This window comes from Providencia sp. PROV119, assembly GCF_028482435.1.
GTDB lineage: Bacteria > Pseudomonadota > Gammaproteobacteria > Enterobacterales > Enterobacteriaceae > Providencia > Providencia stuartii.
On the sequence record NZ_JAMPQL010000007.1, the window covers coordinates 207,437 to 225,463 of the forward strand.

The 18,027-nt window shown below is 41.2% G+C and carries 15 protein-coding genes; 12 read left to right on the top strand and 3 right to left on the bottom strand.

The window, feature by feature from the left end:
• The first annotated feature begins 134 nt into the window (after positions 1 to 134).
• The 12 genes from PSF11_RS08775 to PSF11_RS08830 all read left to right on the top strand — a co-directional run bounded on the left by PSF11_RS08775 (position 135) and on the right by PSF11_RS08830 (position 12,708).
• Complete coding sequence (locus PSF11_RS08775) at positions 135 to 872, top strand: heme ABC transporter permease (RefSeq protein ID WP_004922196.1); 738 nt, start codon at positions 135 to 137, stop codon at positions 870 to 872.
• Positions 872 to 1,084: a heme exporter protein CcmD gene (gene ccmD / locus PSF11_RS08780; protein ID WP_004922193.1), complete on the top strand. Its 213-nt coding sequence runs from the start codon at positions 872 to 874 to the stop codon at positions 1,082 to 1,084. The genes PSF11_RS08775 and ccmD overlap by 1 nt, the downstream gene beginning before the upstream one ends.
• Positions 1,081 to 1,560 (top strand): cytochrome c maturation protein CcmE, encoded by a 480-nt coding sequence (ccmE, locus tag PSF11_RS08785; protein ID WP_014656454.1) that lies wholly within the window; start codon positions 1,081 to 1,083, stop codon positions 1,558 to 1,560. The genes ccmD and ccmE overlap by 4 nt, the downstream gene beginning before the upstream one ends.
• Positions 1,557 to 3,488, top strand: a complete 1,932-nt coding sequence (locus PSF11_RS08790; RefSeq protein ID WP_004922185.1) for a heme lyase CcmF/NrfE family subunit — start codon at positions 1,557 to 1,559, stop codon at positions 3,486 to 3,488. The genes ccmE and PSF11_RS08790 overlap by 4 nt, the downstream gene beginning before the upstream one ends.
• Positions 3,485 to 4,042 (top strand): thiol:disulfide interchange protein DsbE, encoded by a 558-nt coding sequence (dsbE, locus tag PSF11_RS08795; RefSeq protein WP_004922181.1) that lies wholly within the window; start codon positions 3,485 to 3,487, stop codon positions 4,040 to 4,042. The genes PSF11_RS08790 and dsbE overlap by 4 nt, the downstream gene beginning before the upstream one ends.
• A complete protein-coding gene (locus tag PSF11_RS08800) occupies positions 4,039 to 5,106 on the top strand; it encodes a cytochrome c biogenesis protein CcmH (RefSeq protein ID WP_004922178.1) in 1,068 nt (355 codons plus the stop codon). Before dsbE ends, PSF11_RS08800 begins: the two co-directional genes overlap by 4 nt.
• A gap of 519 nt (positions 5,107 to 5,625) precedes the next feature.
• Positions 5,626 to 6,846 carry a PfkB family carbohydrate kinase gene (locus PSF11_RS08805; protein WP_004922173.1) on the top strand — a complete coding sequence of 407 codons (1,221 nt, stop codon included), beginning with the start codon at positions 5,626 to 5,628 and terminating at the stop codon, positions 6,844 to 6,846.
• A complete protein-coding gene (locus PSF11_RS08810; protein WP_376738360.1) occupies positions 6,839 to 7,609 on the top strand; it encodes a glutamine amidotransferase in 771 nt (256 codons plus the stop codon). The genes PSF11_RS08805 and PSF11_RS08810 overlap by 8 nt, the downstream gene beginning before the upstream one ends.
• A gap of 124 nt (positions 7,610 to 7,733) precedes the next feature.
• Positions 7,734 to 8,699, top strand: coding sequence for a DMT family transporter (locus PSF11_RS08815; RefSeq protein WP_036941236.1), 966 nt, complete (start codon positions 7,734 to 7,736; stop codon positions 8,697 to 8,699).
• 1 nt (position 8,700) lies between these two features.
• Entirely contained in the window at positions 8,701 to 9,732 is a 1,032-nt protein-coding gene (locus PSF11_RS08820) for a phosphotriesterase family protein (RefSeq protein ID WP_004922160.1), read from the top strand.
• A gap of 362 nt (positions 9,733 to 10,094) precedes the next feature.
• Positions 10,095 to 10,529, top strand: a complete 435-nt coding sequence (locus PSF11_RS08825; RefSeq protein ID WP_004922152.1) for a DUF2946 family protein — start codon at positions 10,095 to 10,097, stop codon at positions 10,527 to 10,529.
• A 136-nt stretch (positions 10,530 to 10,665) separates the two neighbouring features.
• On the top strand, positions 10,666 to 12,708 hold the full coding sequence (locus PSF11_RS08830; RefSeq protein ID WP_072502449.1) for a TonB-dependent copper receptor: 2,043 nt from the start codon (positions 10,666 to 10,668) through the stop codon (positions 12,706 to 12,708).
• Between the two features lie 78 nt (positions 12,709 to 12,786).
• Here the strand turns inward: PSF11_RS08830 and PSF11_RS08835 are convergent, their stop codons facing one another.
• The 3 genes from PSF11_RS08835 to glgP form a co-directional block, all read right to left on the bottom strand.
• On the bottom strand, positions 12,787 to 14,166 hold the full coding sequence (locus PSF11_RS08835; RefSeq protein WP_004922142.1) for a sugar porter family MFS transporter: 1,380 nt from the start codon (positions 14,164 to 14,166) through the stop codon (positions 12,787 to 12,789).
• Between the two features lie 315 nt (positions 14,167 to 14,481).
• On the bottom strand, positions 14,482 to 15,369 hold the full coding sequence (locus tag PSF11_RS08840; protein ID WP_004922140.1) for a helix-turn-helix domain-containing protein: 888 nt from the start codon (positions 15,367 to 15,369) through the stop codon (positions 14,482 to 14,484).
• A gap of 201 nt (positions 15,370 to 15,570) precedes the next feature.
• Positions 15,571 to 18,024 (bottom strand): glycogen/starch/alpha-glucan family phosphorylase, encoded by a 2,454-nt coding sequence (gene glgP, locus PSF11_RS08845; protein ID WP_036941233.1) that lies wholly within the window; start codon positions 18,022 to 18,024, stop codon positions 15,571 to 15,573.
• Between the last annotated feature and the right edge of the window lie 3 nt (positions 18,025 to 18,027).

Here is an 18,027-nt window from a genome sequence, read left to right on the forward strand (position 1 = left end):
GGCTAGTCAACAGTTAATGGTTTGACTAGCCTCAGTTTATATTTGTGCTATATCAATAAACCCATTGTTATTACGTGTATTGTATATTGCAGCAGCGCAAAGTTTGCCTGAGATATGATCTGGAGCCTTTAAATATGTGGAAAAAGCTTCACCAACTTGCTATTCCTGCCAATCTCTACCAACTATGTGGGCGGTTGACCCCTTGGTTTATTACCCTGAGCGTGATTTTTTTAGCACTAGGTTGGGGATGGGGATTCGGATTTGCGCCCGCCGATTATCAGCAAAGTGATAGCTATCGCATTATGTACCTCCATGTTCCAGCAGCAATGTGGTCAATGGGGATCTATGCCATTATGGCGTTCGTCGCTTTTGTTGGTCTTGTTTGGCAAATGAAAGTGGCTGAATTAACGATTGCCGCTATGGCACCTATTGGTGCGGTATTTACCTTTATTGCCTTAGTCACGGGGGCAACGTGGGGCAAACCCATGTGGGGCGCATGGTGGGTATGGGATGCACGTTTAACCTCAGAACTTATTCTCTTTTTTCTGTATGTTGGCATTATCGCGCTTTGGCATGCATTTGATGACCGCCGGACAGCAGGAAAAGCTGCGGCGATCTTAGTCTTAATTGGTGTGATTAATTTACCTATCATCCATTATTCCGTTGAATGGTGGAACACATTACATCAGCCTTCAACGCGAATGCAGCAAAGTATTAACCCTGCAATGCGCACACCTTTGCGTTTGGCTATCTTAGGCTATCTATTTTTATTTATTTCTCTGACGCTGGTGCGTTTGCGTAACCAATTATTACTACTGGAGCGTAACCGCCCATGGGTTATGGATATCGTGAATAAGAAGGGGCGTAAATAATGAGTCGTGCATTTGCATCTTGGGCGGATTTTTTTGCAATGGGCGGTTATGCCTTTTATGTCTGGCTGGCAGTTCTATTGACGGTAACACCGCTATTGCTGTTGTGTATTCACACCGTTTTACAACGCAAAATGATTATAAATTCCATCACTGCACAGCAAGCAAGAGAAGCAAGACAGAAAGCAGCACGAGCGCGTCGGGAGGCTGAGTGAATATTCGTCGTAAAAATAGATTATGGCTAGTTTGTTCCATTCTAATTGGTGTGGGGTTAATGGTCGCGCTGCTTTTATATGCACTTCGCTCCAGTATCGACCTATTTTATACCCCCGGTGAGATCATTTATGGGAAGCGAGAAACCCAGCAGATACCTGAAGTTGGCCAACGCTTACGTGTCGGGGGAATGGTGATGCCAGGTACTGTTCAGCGTGATCCGGACTCCCTGAAAGTTACTTTTACGGTGTATGACGCGGAAGCGGAAGTTGATGTGAGCTATGAGGGGATTTTGCCTGATCTGTTTCGAGAAGGGCAAGGGGTAGTTGTCCAAGGGGAGCTGGCTGAAAACCATCATATCATTGCCAAAGAAGTGCTCGCTAAACACGATGAAAATTATACGCCACCCGAAGTTGAGCAAGCGATGCAGGAAAATCACCGTCGACCTGCCGCGGCTTATAAGGATAACGCACTATGATCCCTGAGGTTGGCAATATACTGCTATGCCTAGCGTTAGGTATTGCAGTATTACTCTCTATCTATCCATTATGGGGCGTATCTCGTCACGATGAGCGCTTAATGCGGGCTTCAAGGCCTCTTGCTTGGCTACTGTTTTTGTGTGTGGCTGGCGCATTTTTAGTGCTAGTCAACGCCTTTGTCATAAATGATTTTTCAATTACTTATGTTGCAAATAACTCCAACACGCAATTACCTGTTTGGTATCGGGTTGCGGCAACATGGGGTGCGCATGAAGGTTCACTGCTGTTGTGGGTGCTATTGATGAGCGGCTGGACGTTTGCGGTTGCATTATGTAGCTACCGCATGCCGCTGGATATTGTTGCTCGTGTTTTAGCAGTAATGGGGATGGTGAGCGTCGGGTTTCTGTTGTTCATCATTTTCACCTCAAACCCCTTTTCGCGCACCTTGCCCTCCTTCCCAATTGAAGGACGTGACTTAAATCCGCTCTTGCAAGATCCCGGCCTGATTTTCCATCCACCATTGCTGTATATGGGGTATGTTGGCTTTTCAGTCGCCTTCGCATTTGCTATCGCGGCGTTGCTTAGTGGTCGGCTGGATAGTTCATTTACCCGTTTCGCTCGCCCTTGGACGATGGCTGCGTGGTTTTTTTTAACGCTCGGCATCATGTTAGGTTCGGCTTGGGCCTATTATGAGCTAGGCTGGGGCGGCTGGTGGTTCTGGGATCCCGTTGAAAATGCGTCGTTTATGCCTTGGTTAGTAGGAACCGCGTTAATTCACTCGCTGGCGGTGACAGAGCAGCGAGCGACATTTAAGGCATGGTCTTTATTGCTATCGATATTTGCGTTTTCACTTTGTTTACTCGGTACTTTCCTCGTACGTTCAGGGGTGCTGGTTTCTGTGCATGCCTTTGCATCTGACCCTTCGAGAGGACTCTTCATTCTCGCCTTTATGGTCTTAGTTATCGGTGGCTCATTGCTGCTGTTTGCCATAAGAGGTCATAAGGTTCGTTCTCGTGTTAATAATGCGCTTTGGTCTCGGGAATCAATGCTACTGGCGAATAACGTCATCCTAACCGCTGCAATGCTGGTCGTGTTATTAGGCACCTTACTGCCTTTAGTTCACAAACAAATTGGTTTAGGCAGTATTTCGATTGGTGAGCCCTTCTTTAATACCATGTTTATCGCGCTAATGGTGCCATTCGCACTCTTACTGGGGATTGGGCCTCTAGTGCGTTGGGGGAGAGATCGCCCCGCAGCGATTAGAAAATTACTCTTAATGGCCTTGCTCGTGACCTTGATATTGTCATGCCTACTGCCATGGCTAATGCAAGATAGATTAGAAGCGTTGACCGTGCTTGGTTTAATGATGGCTTGCTGGATAGCATTACTGGCGTTCGCCGAAATGCGTGTACGTATTAGTAAAAAAATCAAGCTCACACCAAGTTATTGGGGAATGGTACTTGCACATTTAGGTTTAGCAGTAACCATTGTGGGGATTGCCTTTAGTCAAAATTACAGCATTGAACGTGATGCCAAAATGAAGCCCGGTGAAAGTGTGGTTATTCGTGATTATACCTTTGTCTTTAATGGGGTACATGAAGCGAATGGCCCGAATTATCAAGGTGTGATAGGGAATATTGACGTTAAGAAAAATGGTGAATTACTCACTAAATTACAGCCTGAAAAACGTTTTTATAGCACCAGCCGTGCCGTGATGACCGAAGCGGCTATCGATGGGGGAATAACCCGAGATTTGTATGCTGCATTAGGAGAAGAGGTCGGCAAAGAGGTATGGACTATGCGCCTTTACTACAAACCTTTTGTGCGCTGGATTTGGTCGGGAGGCATTTTAATGGCTGCTGGAGCGCTATGCTGCCTATTTGATCCGCGCTATCGTCGCCGTAAACCCGTGCAGGAGGCTGCATGAAACGCAAAGTTTTCTTGATCCCTTTTATTATTTTCGCTGCTATTGCCGCCGTTTTGTTATGGCAATTGATGCGTAATGCCGAAGGGGATGACCCTCGTTTACTTGAATCTGCATTAGTGGGTAAACCGGTGCCTGTGTTCCGTTTAGAGTCACTTGAAAACCCCGGTCAACATTATGAGTCAAATGTGTTGATTCAAGGGAAACCTATCCTCTTAAATGTTTGGGCGACATGGTGCCCTACTTGTCGCGCTGAACATAAATACCTCAATCAGCTTGCTGCCGAAGGTGTACGCGTGGTGGGGTTAAACTATAAGGATGATCGCAATAAGGCGATTGTTTGGTTGCGCGAACTTGGTAACCCTTATGCTTTAAGTCTTTTTGATGGTGAGGGCATGTTAGGCCTTGATCTGGGCGTTTATGGGGCTCCTGAAACCTTCTTAATCGATGGCAATGGGATTATTCGTTATCGCCATGCAGGCGCAATGGATGAGCATGTCTGGAATAAGGAAGTGAAACCATTATGGGAACGCTATAGCAAGGAGGCCAGCCAATGAAATATGTTATTGGTTTGCTGATGCTAGCGGTTAGTGCAAGTAGTGCTTTTGCGGCGACTGAAGTTTTTACCTTTGATAATGAGCAGCAAGAGCAGCAATTTCGTAAGTTAACAGAAGAGTTACGTTGCCCGAAGTGCCAAAACAATAGCATTGCAGATTCAAACTCAATGATTGCTTTAGATTTACGGCAAAAAGTGTATGAGTTGATGAAAGAAGGCAAGAGCCGCGATGAAATCGTTGACTATATGGTGGCACGTTACGGCTATTTTGTGACGTACAATCCTCCATTGACGCCATTAACGGCCATCTTATGGGGATTACCTTTTGCAGCCATGATTGTCGGTGGGTGGATCATTTACGCACGTACTAAAAAACGTGTTCGCATAAAACAAGATGTTCCAAATGATCAGCAACATACCGCTTCAATAAAGACAACGCGCTCAACTGGGTGGGTGTATGTCCCGGGGGTGATCATGGCTTTCGGAATTGGGGCCGCGGCTTATTATCAGGTAGGCAGTTATGGCAAAGTTGCAGATTGGCATTTAGCTTACCAACAGGCGCCAGCATTGCTTGACAGAGCGTTAGATCCCTCAGAGCCACCACTTAATCTTGAAGAAATGGAGCGCCTTGCGTTAGGTTTACGTACTCGTTTGCAGGATGAGCCTCAAAATGCCGATGCATGGGTGATGCTAGGTCGGATTGGCATGGTATTAAATAATGCCACGATGGCGACAGATGCTTATGAGCGGGCTTATCGACTCAAGCCGAATGATGATAACGTGGCGCTAGGGTATGCCGAAGTGTTAACGCGTTCGTCTGATCCAGAAGATAATCGCATTGGTGGTGAGTTATTGCGTAAGCTGATTGCTGAAAATAGGACCAATGTTAAGGCATTAAGCATGTTTGCTTTTAATGCATTTGAGCAGGCTCGTTATGCAGAAGCCATCTCAGCTTGGCAGATGATGCTGCAATTATTACCTGAAAATGATCAGCGACGAACAGTCATTGAGCGCAGTATTGAACAAGCATTGATGATGGTGCATGAGAAAAAAACAGTTCAATAGTGGGTTGTTAACTGATTCAAAGCACTAAAACGGGAGCAATCGCTCCCGTTTTTATATTCTGCGTACCATTTTTTGATTTTATTTTTCTCGATACGTTTTATTTAAATGGTGGTCATTTTTAGTTTGAATCGATTCAATATTGAAATTAGGCGATTAAAATTGAAAAATAAGTAATTTATTTATTTGAAATCCTTTATAGTTAATTATTAATGATAAATTAACTTGGTTCCTTGTAAGCTATTGAAGTTAATATTTAATTTTATTTAATCTTATGATTGTTTTATAAGTAATATAATTATTATTTTATGATTAAATTAAATGATGATTAGATTACTTAATGCTTTCCTATTTTGTTTTGCATTAAAAACTAAATTTACCTTAACGTAATATGCTTTTGCTTTTTTTTGTTTTAGCTTTTGTGTTTTTTGCTTTTTTTTGCTTTGCATTGGGAACATATGATTATTATCACATTAAAATAACATTATCTAATTTAGAGTAAATGCCATGAGGTAAAATGGCATGAAAGCAGAACGACATAAAAAAATAATTAATTTTTTAAAAAACGCAGGCTCAGCAAAAGTTTCTGTTTTATCGAAAGAACTGAATGTCACAAAAGAAACCATTAGAGCAGATTTAAATTCTTTGGCAAAAAAAGGAATTATTAACCGTTGCCATGGTGGCGCATTCATTGAATTTGAATCCCTAGATAAGGTTGCTAAAAAAGAAATTATACAGTTTCTGGAATGTAACGATAGCCTTAATGAAATAACCAATAAGGATGATTCAGTGAACGGCAAAGTTTGTGTATTAGGTTCATTTAATGTTGATATGATTAGTTATTTGCCTCGATTACCAGAGGCAGGTGAATCATTATTATCAAACAAATTTATTTTTTCACCAGGTGGCAAAGGTTGCAATCAGGCTTTAGCTGCAAGTTATTCAGACTCGCAAGTCCATTTTATTACTAAAATTGGCACTGACCAATTTAGTGATTATGCGGTGAATTTTATTTCATCATCAAAAATTAAGACATCAACAATTTACCAAACTGAAAAGTTCCAAACGGGCACAGCATCAATTTTCGTGTCAGAAAATAGTGGCGAAAACATTATCTCCATATATCCTGGCTCAAATATGGATATCAGTGCTGATGAGGTAAAAATTCAAAAAGATAAAATTATTAATTCGAATATTATCTTGCTACAACTTGAGACAAATATTGAAGCCTTAAGGGAAATTATATCGATAGGTAATGAGTATAATATACCGATTATTTTAAACCCTGCACCTTATAGTGATATTGCTATCGAACTACTTGAAAAAGTCGATATTTTAACGCCGAATGAAACGGAAGCCAGTTTGCTATCCGGAGTGAATGTTGTGGATATGGAGTCGGCTAAAAAAGCAGCCGACGTCATCTATCATAAAGGTGTTAAAAAGGTTGTGATCACATTAGGAAGTAAAGGCTCTATTGCTTACGATGGCAATAAATTTATTTACTCACCGGCCTACACAGCGGTGGTCAAAAATACGGCTGGCGCTGGGGATGCTTTCAATGGCGCATTGGCGGCCTCATTAGCAAAAGGTAAGCAATTTTCGTATGCGTTGCGTTATGCTTCGGCATTTTCATCGCTTGCGGTAGAAACGAGCAAAGCTTCAGAAATGCCTGAAGATATTAACGTGATATATCGTATTAACCAAACAACCTACTCTCAGGTTGTCACTCAATCCCCTGAATAATTCATATTCTGAAAGAGGAATAAAAATGAAAATTTTATTTATTGGTGAGTCATGGCACATTCATATGATTCATACTAAAGGCTACGACAGTTTTACTTCGAGTAAATATGAAGAGGGTGCAACATTTTTATTAGATTGCTTAAGAAATAAAAATGTTGAAATTGATTATATGCCTGCTCATACCGTTCAAATGGCATTTCCTAAAACGGTAGAAGAGTTAGAGAAATATGACGTCGTTGTCATTAGCGATATTGGTGCAAATACTTTCTTACTGCAAAACGATACTTTTTATAATATGAAAGTATTACCAAATGCACTGCAATTAATTAAGCAGTATGTCATTAATGGCGGTGGATTATTAATGATTGGTGGCTATCTATCCTTTATGGGAATTGAGGCTAAAGCGAATTATAAAAATACATTATTAGCAGATGTATTACCGGTAGAAATGCTTGATGGTGATGATCGTGTTGAAACACCTGAAGGTATTTTTGCAGTACCAGTCAATGCAGAACATGAATCCGTTAAAGGATTTGGACAATGGCCAATGTTTTTAGGCTATAACAAAGTTAAAGCTAAAGAAAATACAGAAACCGTTTTAAATATTGGCGAAGATCCTTTATTAGTCTTTGGTCAATATGAAAAGGGTAAAACAGCCTGCTTTATGAGTGATTGCTCGCCACACTGGGGAAGTAAAGAATTTATGGCTTGGGAACATTACTCTGACATGTGGGTAAATATCCTAAAACAGATCGCTCGTTAATTCAGTTATTGTCAAAAGTAAAATATCAAAAATAAGAAATTAAGTGTGGGGAATTTCCCCCGCACTTTGTACTCCGATTACAAAAATAATGACTCATAGTCAAAAAATCCAAAAGGAATATTTTATGAGTGCAAAAAGTTATTCTACACCATTACTGATGATAGCGACGGTTTTAGCCGGGATGTTATCGCCAATGCAATCTGCCGTTAATGGGCAGCTCGGGGATGTATTAAAAGATGGCAACGCAAGTGCGGTAATTTCGTTTGCTAGCGGTCTTGTCGTCATGTTTTTTATTATCATAGCGAAAAAACAGACTCGTCAGCAATTTGCCTCTATTCCAAGTTTAATTAAACAACGTAAAATTCCATTGTGGAACTGGTTTGCAGGCCTTTGTGGCGCAATGGTGGTTTTCTCTGAAGGGGCTTCTGCCAGTGCACTAGGGATTGCCACTTTCCAAACCGCATTGATATCGGCGCTATTATTATCAGGCCTATTGTGTGACCGTTTCGGTATTGGTATCGATGAGAAAAAACCGTTCACCCTTTTTCGCGTATTAGGCGCTGTTTTTGCCGTGGTAGCCACCTTATTTGTGGTGTCTCCACAATGGCACTCTACCTCTGCTATCTATTTAGCCATTCTTCCTTTCTTAGCGGGTCTATTAGCGGGTTGGCAACCAGCGGGTAACTCTAAAGTGGCAGAAGCGACAGGTTCAATGATGGTATCTATCACATGGAACTTTATTGTCGGCTTCACGGTTTTGACTGTCGCTTTGGTGATCCGTATGGCTCTTGGTCACATTACTCTTGAATTACCGGGGGTGTGGTGGATGTATCTCGGTGGTCCATTAGGGCTAATGTCTATTGCGTTAATGGCAATCTTAGTTCGTGGATTAGGGCTGTTAATGCTCGGAGTTGCATCAACAGCAGGGCAATTACTGGGTTCAGTTCTGATTGATTTACTCTTGCCATCATTGGGTAACACTGTCTATCTGGTCACGATTATTGGCACACTGTTTGCGCTGGTTGGTGCAATTATCACAACAATTCCTGAGTTTAGAGAAGCAAAAGCTGTGAAAACGGCGGGAGTGTAAAATGAAAGGTTATATTCAGACTGTCACTGGGCCAGTTAAAAAAGAAGATATGGGTTTAACCCTACCACATGAGCATTTGTTTAACGATCTCTCTACCGTTGTCGATGAACCTTTTTACGATTTCTCGCATGTGTTGGTCGATAAAAAAGTCAGTGCAGATATTCAATGGGGGCTAAAACACGATCCTTATTGCTGCTGTGACAATATGGATAAAAAACCTATCGACGATGTGATTTATGAAGTGAATAACTTTAAGGAGCTTGGCGGTAAAACGCTTGTTGATGCGACAGGCTCCGAAGCAATTGGTCGAGATGTTCGTCAATTGCGAGAAGTGTCCATTAAAACAGGTATTAATGTCGTTGCCTCATCAGGCTTATATATCGAAAAATTTGAAGGCGAGCGCCTAGTAAAAAGTATCGATGAAATGGCGAAAATGATTGATGACGAATTGAATATTGGTATTGATGGCACTGATATTCGAGCGGGGATGATTGGCGAAATTGGGGTTTCTCCATTTTTTACGGAAGGGGAAAAAAATAGCCTTAGAGCCGCATCCGTCGCTCAGCTTGCCAATGATCATGTCTCAATGAATATCCATATGCCAGGTTGGCAACGTCGTGGTGATGAAGTATTGGATATTTTAATCAAAGAGATGGGCGTTAATCCCGCTAAGATCTCATTAGCGCACTCAGACCCATCAGGAAAGGATATCGATTATCAGCGTCGTATGTTAGACAGAGGCGTATGGCTTGAGTTCGATATGATAGGGCTTGATATTTCATTCCCTAAAGAAGGGGTCGCACCAACTGTTACAGAAACTGTTGATGCGGTTTATAAGTTGATAGAGCTGGGATATAGCAATCAGATCGTTTTGAGTCACGATGTGTTCTTAAAACAGATGTGGGCAAAAAATGGCGGAAATGGATGGGGCTTTGTACCGAATGTTTTTCTATCGCTTCTGGCGAAGAAAGGCGTCGATCAAGCTACCCTTGACCGCTTATGTATCGATAACCCAGCTAACTTATTAGCTTAATAAATAATCTCCCCTTGTTTTTTTCTGTTCGATTTTGCGGTGATAGCTAAGCTATTGCCGCTTTTTGTTTTTTTATGGGGCGTGAAAGCAAAAGGGCTTTTTGTCGATAATTCCCGTTTTACTATTTTTTATTATTGAGAATGCTATTGGTGGATATGACTTATAAAAATAATATTTCGAATGGTTTTTATTTCAGGTGAATGTAATGGAAATTACGCCAATATAATGGTGCCAAATTGTTCTATTTGAATATAGAGGGAATGTAGGCCAAGTAACATTATTGACAAAAAACGATAACAACGATGATGTAAATGAGATACACTTTCGCGCATTAAAATAACAATAGATATTACGGAAAAACGTTGCACCTGCATGATAGATTAAGACAATTTGCAGCCTATCTTGCGCTACTTGCAGTAGCAATGCTGTTTATTGCACCATTGGTCTCAAAGTCAATGATGCAAATGGCTGATTGTTCTTCAATGGAAAATATGGCACCACACGTGATGCACCATTCGCATCAAGGTGCTCTATTGCCTGAAGAATGCCATTCTAACGGCATGATGAATCATCTGTTAATGTCGGGAGTCGGACTATCGCCGATGGAAGACATTGCCTGTGGCTATTGCCAGTTGTTGATCCATTTTCCATTTATCATTCTATTTATTGCCATTGCAATTCGCCAATTGGCAACGCTGACGACGCGGATCTCCCTTGAGCCTTGCATTCATCCATATTTGTTTCGGCCTTGGTCTCTGCGTTTTGCGCGCGCTCCTCCGTCTCTCTTTTCTTATTAATTATTGATCATTTTAAATTCACAATGTTGCATTTGCCGTATTGAGTGCAAAGGGCTTCGCCTGCTCTCTATCTTGAATTTGATTATCGAATTCAGGCGGCATGGCTACGTCATAAAGAAAAGAATTAGGCAAAATAATGAACAAAGAAAAATGTGTAATCGCACCACTGACACTTTTAGTAACGACCGCGCTGTTGTCGAATAGCGCAGTCGCTGAGGCAGAGAATCAAAGTCAATTTTCAGAACACTCAGTGATGATAGTCACTGCCCCCGTTGATTCACCATTAACTATCAGCACCTCACCAAAAACACCTAGACAGCCAGTGCCGGCGAGTGATGGTTCTGATTATTTGAAAACGATCCCCGGCTTCTCGCAAATTCGTAATGGCGGCACGAACGGTGACCCCGTTTTTCGTGGCATGTTTGGCTCTCGCTTACGGATTTTAACTAATGATAGTGAGATGTTAGGCGCTTGCCCATCTCGCATGGATGCCCCAACCTCTTATATTTCGCCAGAAAACTTCGACCTATTAACGATGATCAAAGGGCCTCAGTCAGTTCTTTGGGGACCAGGTAACTCGGCAGGTACAATCCGTTTTGAGCGTGAAAAACCCATTTTTGATAAAGCGGGTGTTCAGGGGAATGCAAGTGCGTTAACGGCCTCTAATCAGCGTTGGGATGCGAATGCAGATGTCAGTATGGGGAATGAAAAAGGTTATTTACGCTTAATAGGTAATAAATCTCGCTCTAATGATTATAAAGATGGAGATGGTAAGAAAGTGCCATCAAAGTGGGATAAATGGAATGCGGATGTTGCTGTAGGCTGGACGCCAGATGAATACACGTTACTTGAGCTTACCGCGGGGAAAGGGGATGGTGAAGCTCGCTATGCAGGTCGTGGAATGGATGGCTCGCAATTCAAACGTGAAAGTCTAGGTGTGCGTTTTGAAAAGACAAATATTGGCACAGTGCTTGATAAGCTAGAAGCGAATATGTACTACAACTATGCCGACCATATTATGGATAACTATTCATTACGTGACACAAGTGGCTCAATGGGGGGCGGCTCTGGTCATATGGGGCATATGATGGGCGGTGGTCATGGCATGATGAATATGCCAATGAAAATGCGTGTTGATCGTAAAACGGTGGGTGGCCGAGTTATGGGAATTTGGTTATGGAACGATTACGAATTACGTGCAGGGGCCGATATGCAAACTAATACTCACCGTAAGGAGAGCAATAACCACTGGAATAAGGATGCAACATTCCAAGATTATGGGCTGTTTGGTGAGTTAACGTGGAATGCAAATGCGCATGGGAAAGTCGTTACAGGTGCGCGTGCCGATAGGGTATTAGTGGATAATGAGACCGCGGTAGGGTCATCGGGGCGCAATACTGTGATGCCAGCAGGGTTTGTGCGTTATGAGCATTCGCTTTCTGATATGCCTGTCATGCTGTATGCCGGTGTCGGTTACACTGAGCGTTTTCCTGATTATTGGGAGTTATTTTCACCAACCTACGGCCCTGATGGAACAAGCAATGTGTTCGATCATTTAAAAACGGAAAAAACGACCCAGTTAGATATCGGTGCAAAATATAGCAATGATAAAACTAACGCATGGGTTTCCGCTTATATTGGGCGAGTCGATGATTTTATCCTATTCCGTTATAACCCACATAATTCGCGACAAAGTCAAGTTGAAAACGTGAATGCGATGATCATGGGGGGAGAAATGGGCGTCGCCTATAAGCTCAGTGATGCGTGGAAAGCGGATGCAAGTCTCGCTTATTCTTGGGGGGAAAACCGCAGTGATAGGCAACCATTACCGCAGATGCCGCCATTAGAAACCCGTTTTGGTTTATCTTGGGAAAAGAATGATTGGACGGCAACAGGGCTAATGCGTATTGTCAGTAGCCAACATCGTGTGGCGATTAATGATGGTAACGTAGTCGGGAAAGACTTCGGTAGCAGTGCTGGTTTCACGATTTTCTCCGTTAATACCGCTTATCGGGTGAATGATCATGTTAAGTTAAGTGCTGGTGTTGATAACCTATTTGATAGAAATTATAGCGAACACCTAAACTTAGCGGGTAATAGTGGGTTTGGTTATTCCTCTAATCAACCCGTGAATGAGCCGGGCAGAACGTTTTGGGCGAAATTGAACTTAACTTTCTAACGAGAAGCGGTTTTATCAAAACAGAACACCCGAGGTAATATCGGGTGTTCTACAAAAATAAGGTTTAATTGTGGATGCTTATCGACCAATATTGCGTAGCGCATTGCCTTTCATTAGATTCTCTTCTATCTGCTCTAATGAAACATTTTTTGTTTCTGGGACAAAATAGAGCGTGATAATAATAAATACAGCATTTAACCCAGCATAAACCCAGAAAGTATTCGTATCCCCTAAAGTCGATAGCAGTGTTAAGAACGTAGCGCTAACGATCATATTTGCTACCCAATTTGAGGTAGTTGAACAGGTGATACCGAAATCACGACCTCTCAGTGGTTGTATCTCAGAACATAAGACCCACATAATCGGTCCCGCACTCACGGCAAATCCAATAATAAAGATAAGTAAAAAGGCAATACTACTATATTGGATTAGAACGGTATGCGTATCAAAAGAGAGCAAGTAGGCGAGTAAGCCGATACTGATTGCCATGACACTAAAGCCAAAGATCAATAATTTTTTACGGCCAAAACGGTCAACGATTGAGATGGCAAAAATGGTTGTGATGACGTTGACTAAGCCAATAAGAACTGTGCCATACATTTGTTGGGTGGTACTTTCAAACCCCGCTAATGAAAATATTTTAGGGGCATAGTACATAATGACATTGATACCTGTCAGTTGCTGCATAAATTGCAGAGCAATACCCAAAAATACAGTACGTCGGAAATTACTGTTATTTTTAAATAAACCGAATCCCGATTGCTTGATCTTTAGGCTATTAAAAATATCATCCAGCTCTTGGATCGCTTCATTTTCTGATTTTCTTAATTTTAATAATATAGTTTTAGCATCATTCGATCTATTTTTACTGGCAAGCCAACGGGGGCTTTCGGGTAAAAAAGTGACGCCAATAAAAAGCAAAACAGCAGGGATAGCTGTGATCCCTAACATCCAACGCCAAGCATGATCATAACTAAAAGCGGTATCAGAAATAAATGCAAGTAAGATACCTATTGTAATCATTAATTGATACATAGATATCATTCCACCACGGATCTTTTTCGGTGCGATTTCTGATAAATAAGCTGGAGTTGTGAATGAAGAAATACCAATTGCGAGTCCTAATATGACTCGAGAAATAATAAGTATATTGGCATTAGGGGAAAAGGCGGAGCCTAATGCACCAATAATAAATAATATTGAACTGATCAGTAAACTCTTTTTTCTACCACTTAAAGATGATAACCACCCGCTAATAATAGCGCCGGCTGCGGCACCAAACATCATTGAGCTGACAACCAGTTCTTGCTGGGTTGATGAGATATCAAACTGTTGACTAATAAAGGGAAGTGCACCAGAGATAACCCCCGTATCCAAACCAAAGAAGAGGCCTGCGAGTGCTGCCAGTAAACCGACAAAGATAACCATAAGACTTGTTGAGGTATTATTCTTAACCATTATTATTAGTCCTTTATTGCAAAGTTGGATTATTAACTCAGTTATCTGTCCTTTAAAAAGATGAAACTAAAATTTATGCTAACGTGATATTTGTTTATTTTCAACACTCGATATATTTAATATGAACTTTAATGAAGTAATATTCAAATAATTATTAACATCATAGAATTGATTATCTATATTTGATGGACTTTTAATGATGATTGTTTTTATGAAAATGAAATGAAAGTTAATTATCTGTTAGATAAGTTATTAAGATTAAATATAAGAAATAAAGAAAACTAACTCAGTGTAAGTTAGTTTTCTTTAATTTAATCAAATAATGACAGGGATATAATAATTTAATTCTTTAAGATAGAGGCGTGAGTTTTCAATAAACTCTTTATAATCGGGCGTAGACTTTAAAACATAGTTTTCAATGTCACAGCCTTCACCTCGAGCAATATCCATACTCGCAAGTACTTTTCCATATACGGTATAGATAATGTCGTTGTAATCAATACCGTGGAGTTCATCACACGTAAACTTAATTTGTAGATAATCGCCAGCAGGGAGAGTTATGCTTTTAAGATTAGGGGTAGGGGAGTCAACACCACTTTCTTCAAAGGTTGTGGTATAGCAGAATTGCCCCTCTTGATCATTGATAGAATCAACACCGTGGATAGCATACATATTGGTTGTGACACACTGAGCTTCATTGATAAAGTCTCTCCAATAGTAGCGTCTCAGCTCTTGGGTTTTAAAATTCCATTCATTGATGCTTTTGGTATAGCGATGCTGTTTACCGATAACCTTAACGGGATCTAATTTGGTTAGGCTGACCTTAACGCTGAACTCTTTACTTTCTCTTAGTGGCAGGCAAAAACCTTCAATTTTCCATCCGGTACGTTTGCGGTATTCAGAAGGGGTGATATTGAATTGTTTTTTAAATGCACGACAAAATGTTTGCTGTGAATCGAAACGATAGCGTAAAGAGATATCCATGATGCTATCATTAGTTAGCCTCAATGCCACGGCTGAGCACGATAATCGTCTAGCACGAATGTAAGAACCGAGAGCAAGTCCTGTTTGGTTTTTAAATAGGCGCTGAAAATGCCACTTGGTGTATCCTGATTTTTCGGCAACAGTATCTAAAGACAGGCGTGACTCTAAGTTTTTTTCGATCCAGAGAATCATTTCTCTAATAACACTTTCCTGAAGCATGATGACCCTTTTAAATTAACTTTGCCCAAAGTATAAAATCATAACTGGCTAAAAATTGGACTTTTATACTAGACAGATACATCCCAGTCGGTATCAGGATAGCATGCCGACTGAGAATTTTTTTAAATAGTTGTGAAGTTAAGTAAGTTTCTCGTTAAATTGACCTTAACCAAAATGCCTAGATTAATCTAATTCATAGGGTCATAAATTGATAGATTCAATATTCCAAATTTGTGAGGCATAGTCTTGGATTGTTCTATCAGTAGAAAAAAAGCCCATATTACAGATGTTTTTTGCTACCTTAGACTGCCAAGATAATGGGTCTTGATATAAATTGTCGACTTGTTCCTGTGTATTGATGTAACTACGATAATCTGCAAACAATAAATATGGGTCACCGCCATCGAGCAAGCTGTAGGTTAAATCTTGATAAAAGTTAGGAACGTCAGGTTTAAAGTAACCCTGTGCTATCTGGTCTATCACTTGTTTCAGTTCAGCATCATTTTCATAATACCAACGTGGATAGTAGTAATTCTGTTTGATTTGTTTTACTTCATCGATGGTATGACCAAAGATAAAAATATTATCGTGGCCAACATGTTCGCGTATCTCAACATTTGCCCCATCGAGTGTACCGATGGTCAATGCACCATTTAGTGCGAATTTCATATTACCGGTTCCGGAGGCTTCTGTACCTGCAAGTGAAATCTGCTCAGAAAGGTCGGTAGCCGGAATTATTTTCTGAGCTAGGCTTACTCCATAATCAGGAATAAACACCACTTTCAAGCGCGAACCGATACGCGCATCATTGTTGATAACCGCAGCAACATCATTAATGAGGTGGATGATTTTTTTTGCCGCGCTATATGAGGAGGCGGCTTTACCTGCAAAGATCACCACGCGGGGCACCCAGTTGTGCTCTGGATCTGCTAATATTCGATTATAACGAGTGATGACATGCAGTAAATTTAAGAGCTGCCGCTTATATTCATGAATACGCTTGATCTGTACATCAAATAAGGCTTCAGGGCTAACCACAATTTGTTGTGTCTGGGCAATAAAACGCGCTAATTTAATTTTGTTACTGTGTTTAACTTGTTGCAACTTATCTAAAAATTGAGGGTAATCCATCCACTGCTTCAATTCAGTCAATTGAGGCAAATTAACTAACCATTGTTGGCCGATATAGCTTTCTATAACCGAAGTCAGCTCTGGGTTAGCAATAGCTAGCCAACGTCGCGGTGTCACGCCATTGGTGATGTTGCAGAATTTATTAGGGAAAATTCGGGCAAAGTCGGCAAACAGAGAGTCGGTCATAAGTTGACTATGTAACTCAGAGACGCCGTTGACTTTATGGCAGATAATAGCCGCCAGCCACGCCATTCGCACAAGCTGCCCATACTCTTCATTAATGATGGAGACACGACGCGGCAATTCGTAATCTTGCGGAAACTTTTGGCTCACATGTTGCAAAAATTCGTCATTAATTTGATAAATGATTTGTAGATGGCGCGGCAGAATTTTACGGATCATCTCGACAGGCCAAGTTTCTAAAGCTTCACTCATCAGCGTGTGGTTAGTATAAGAGAACACGTTTTGTGCTAATGCTAAAGCATCCTGCCAACTGACTTGGTGTTTGTCGACTAATAGACGAATTAACTCAGGAATGGCAAGAACAGGGTGGGTGTCATTTAAATGGATTGCCACTTTGTCAGCTAAGTTATCCCAACGTTGGTAAACCAACCAATGGCGGTGAAGTATGTCTTGCACAGATGCAGAAACTAAGAAGAACTCTTGTTTTAAACGCAGCTCTTTGCCTGAATAGGTTGAATCGTTTGGGTAGAGGACGCGAGAAACGTTTTCAGACTCATTTTTTTTCTTAACCGCGGCATAATATTCGCCATCATTGAAAATTTGCAGATCAAATTCATCGCTAGCTTTGGCACTCCATAAACGCAGGGTATTTGTTGCCTCAGTATTATAGCCAGGAATAATTTGGTCATAAGCGACAGCGATAATATCGTTCGTTTTTACCCACTGATAGCGGCCCTCTTCTTCGGTCACATGGCCTTCAAATTGGATTTGGTAGCGATTTTCTGTTCGAGGAAACTCCCAAGGGTTGCCATGAATCAGCCAATCATCAGGGGATTCGATTTGTTGTCCATTACGAATGGTTTGTTTAAACATGCCGTATTCATAACGAATACCATAACCACATGCGGGGAGATTCAGGGTTGCGAGAGAATCGAGAAAACATGCGGCAAGGCGGCCTAAGCCGCCATTACCGAGGCCGGGATCTGTCTCTTGCTCTAACAATTGCTCAAAATCAAAGCCAAGCTCAGCCACGACTTGGGTTAGATCCTCATACATATTCATTGAAATTAATGTATTAGATAATGATCGACCGAGTAAAAACTCCATCGATAGATAGTAAACCTGCTTAAGCTGCTGTGAATAGGTTGCACGGTTCGTCGCCATCCATCGGTCAACGATCCGATCGCGAGCCGCCAGTATGATGGCTTCTAACCATTCTCGTTGTGTCGCAATATAAGGTTCTTTGCCAATCACAAATTTTAATTTATAGATAATGGAGCTTTTTAGTGCTTCTTGTGTCACTAGTGGCGAATGACATTCGTAAACAAAATGAGTGCTCACAAT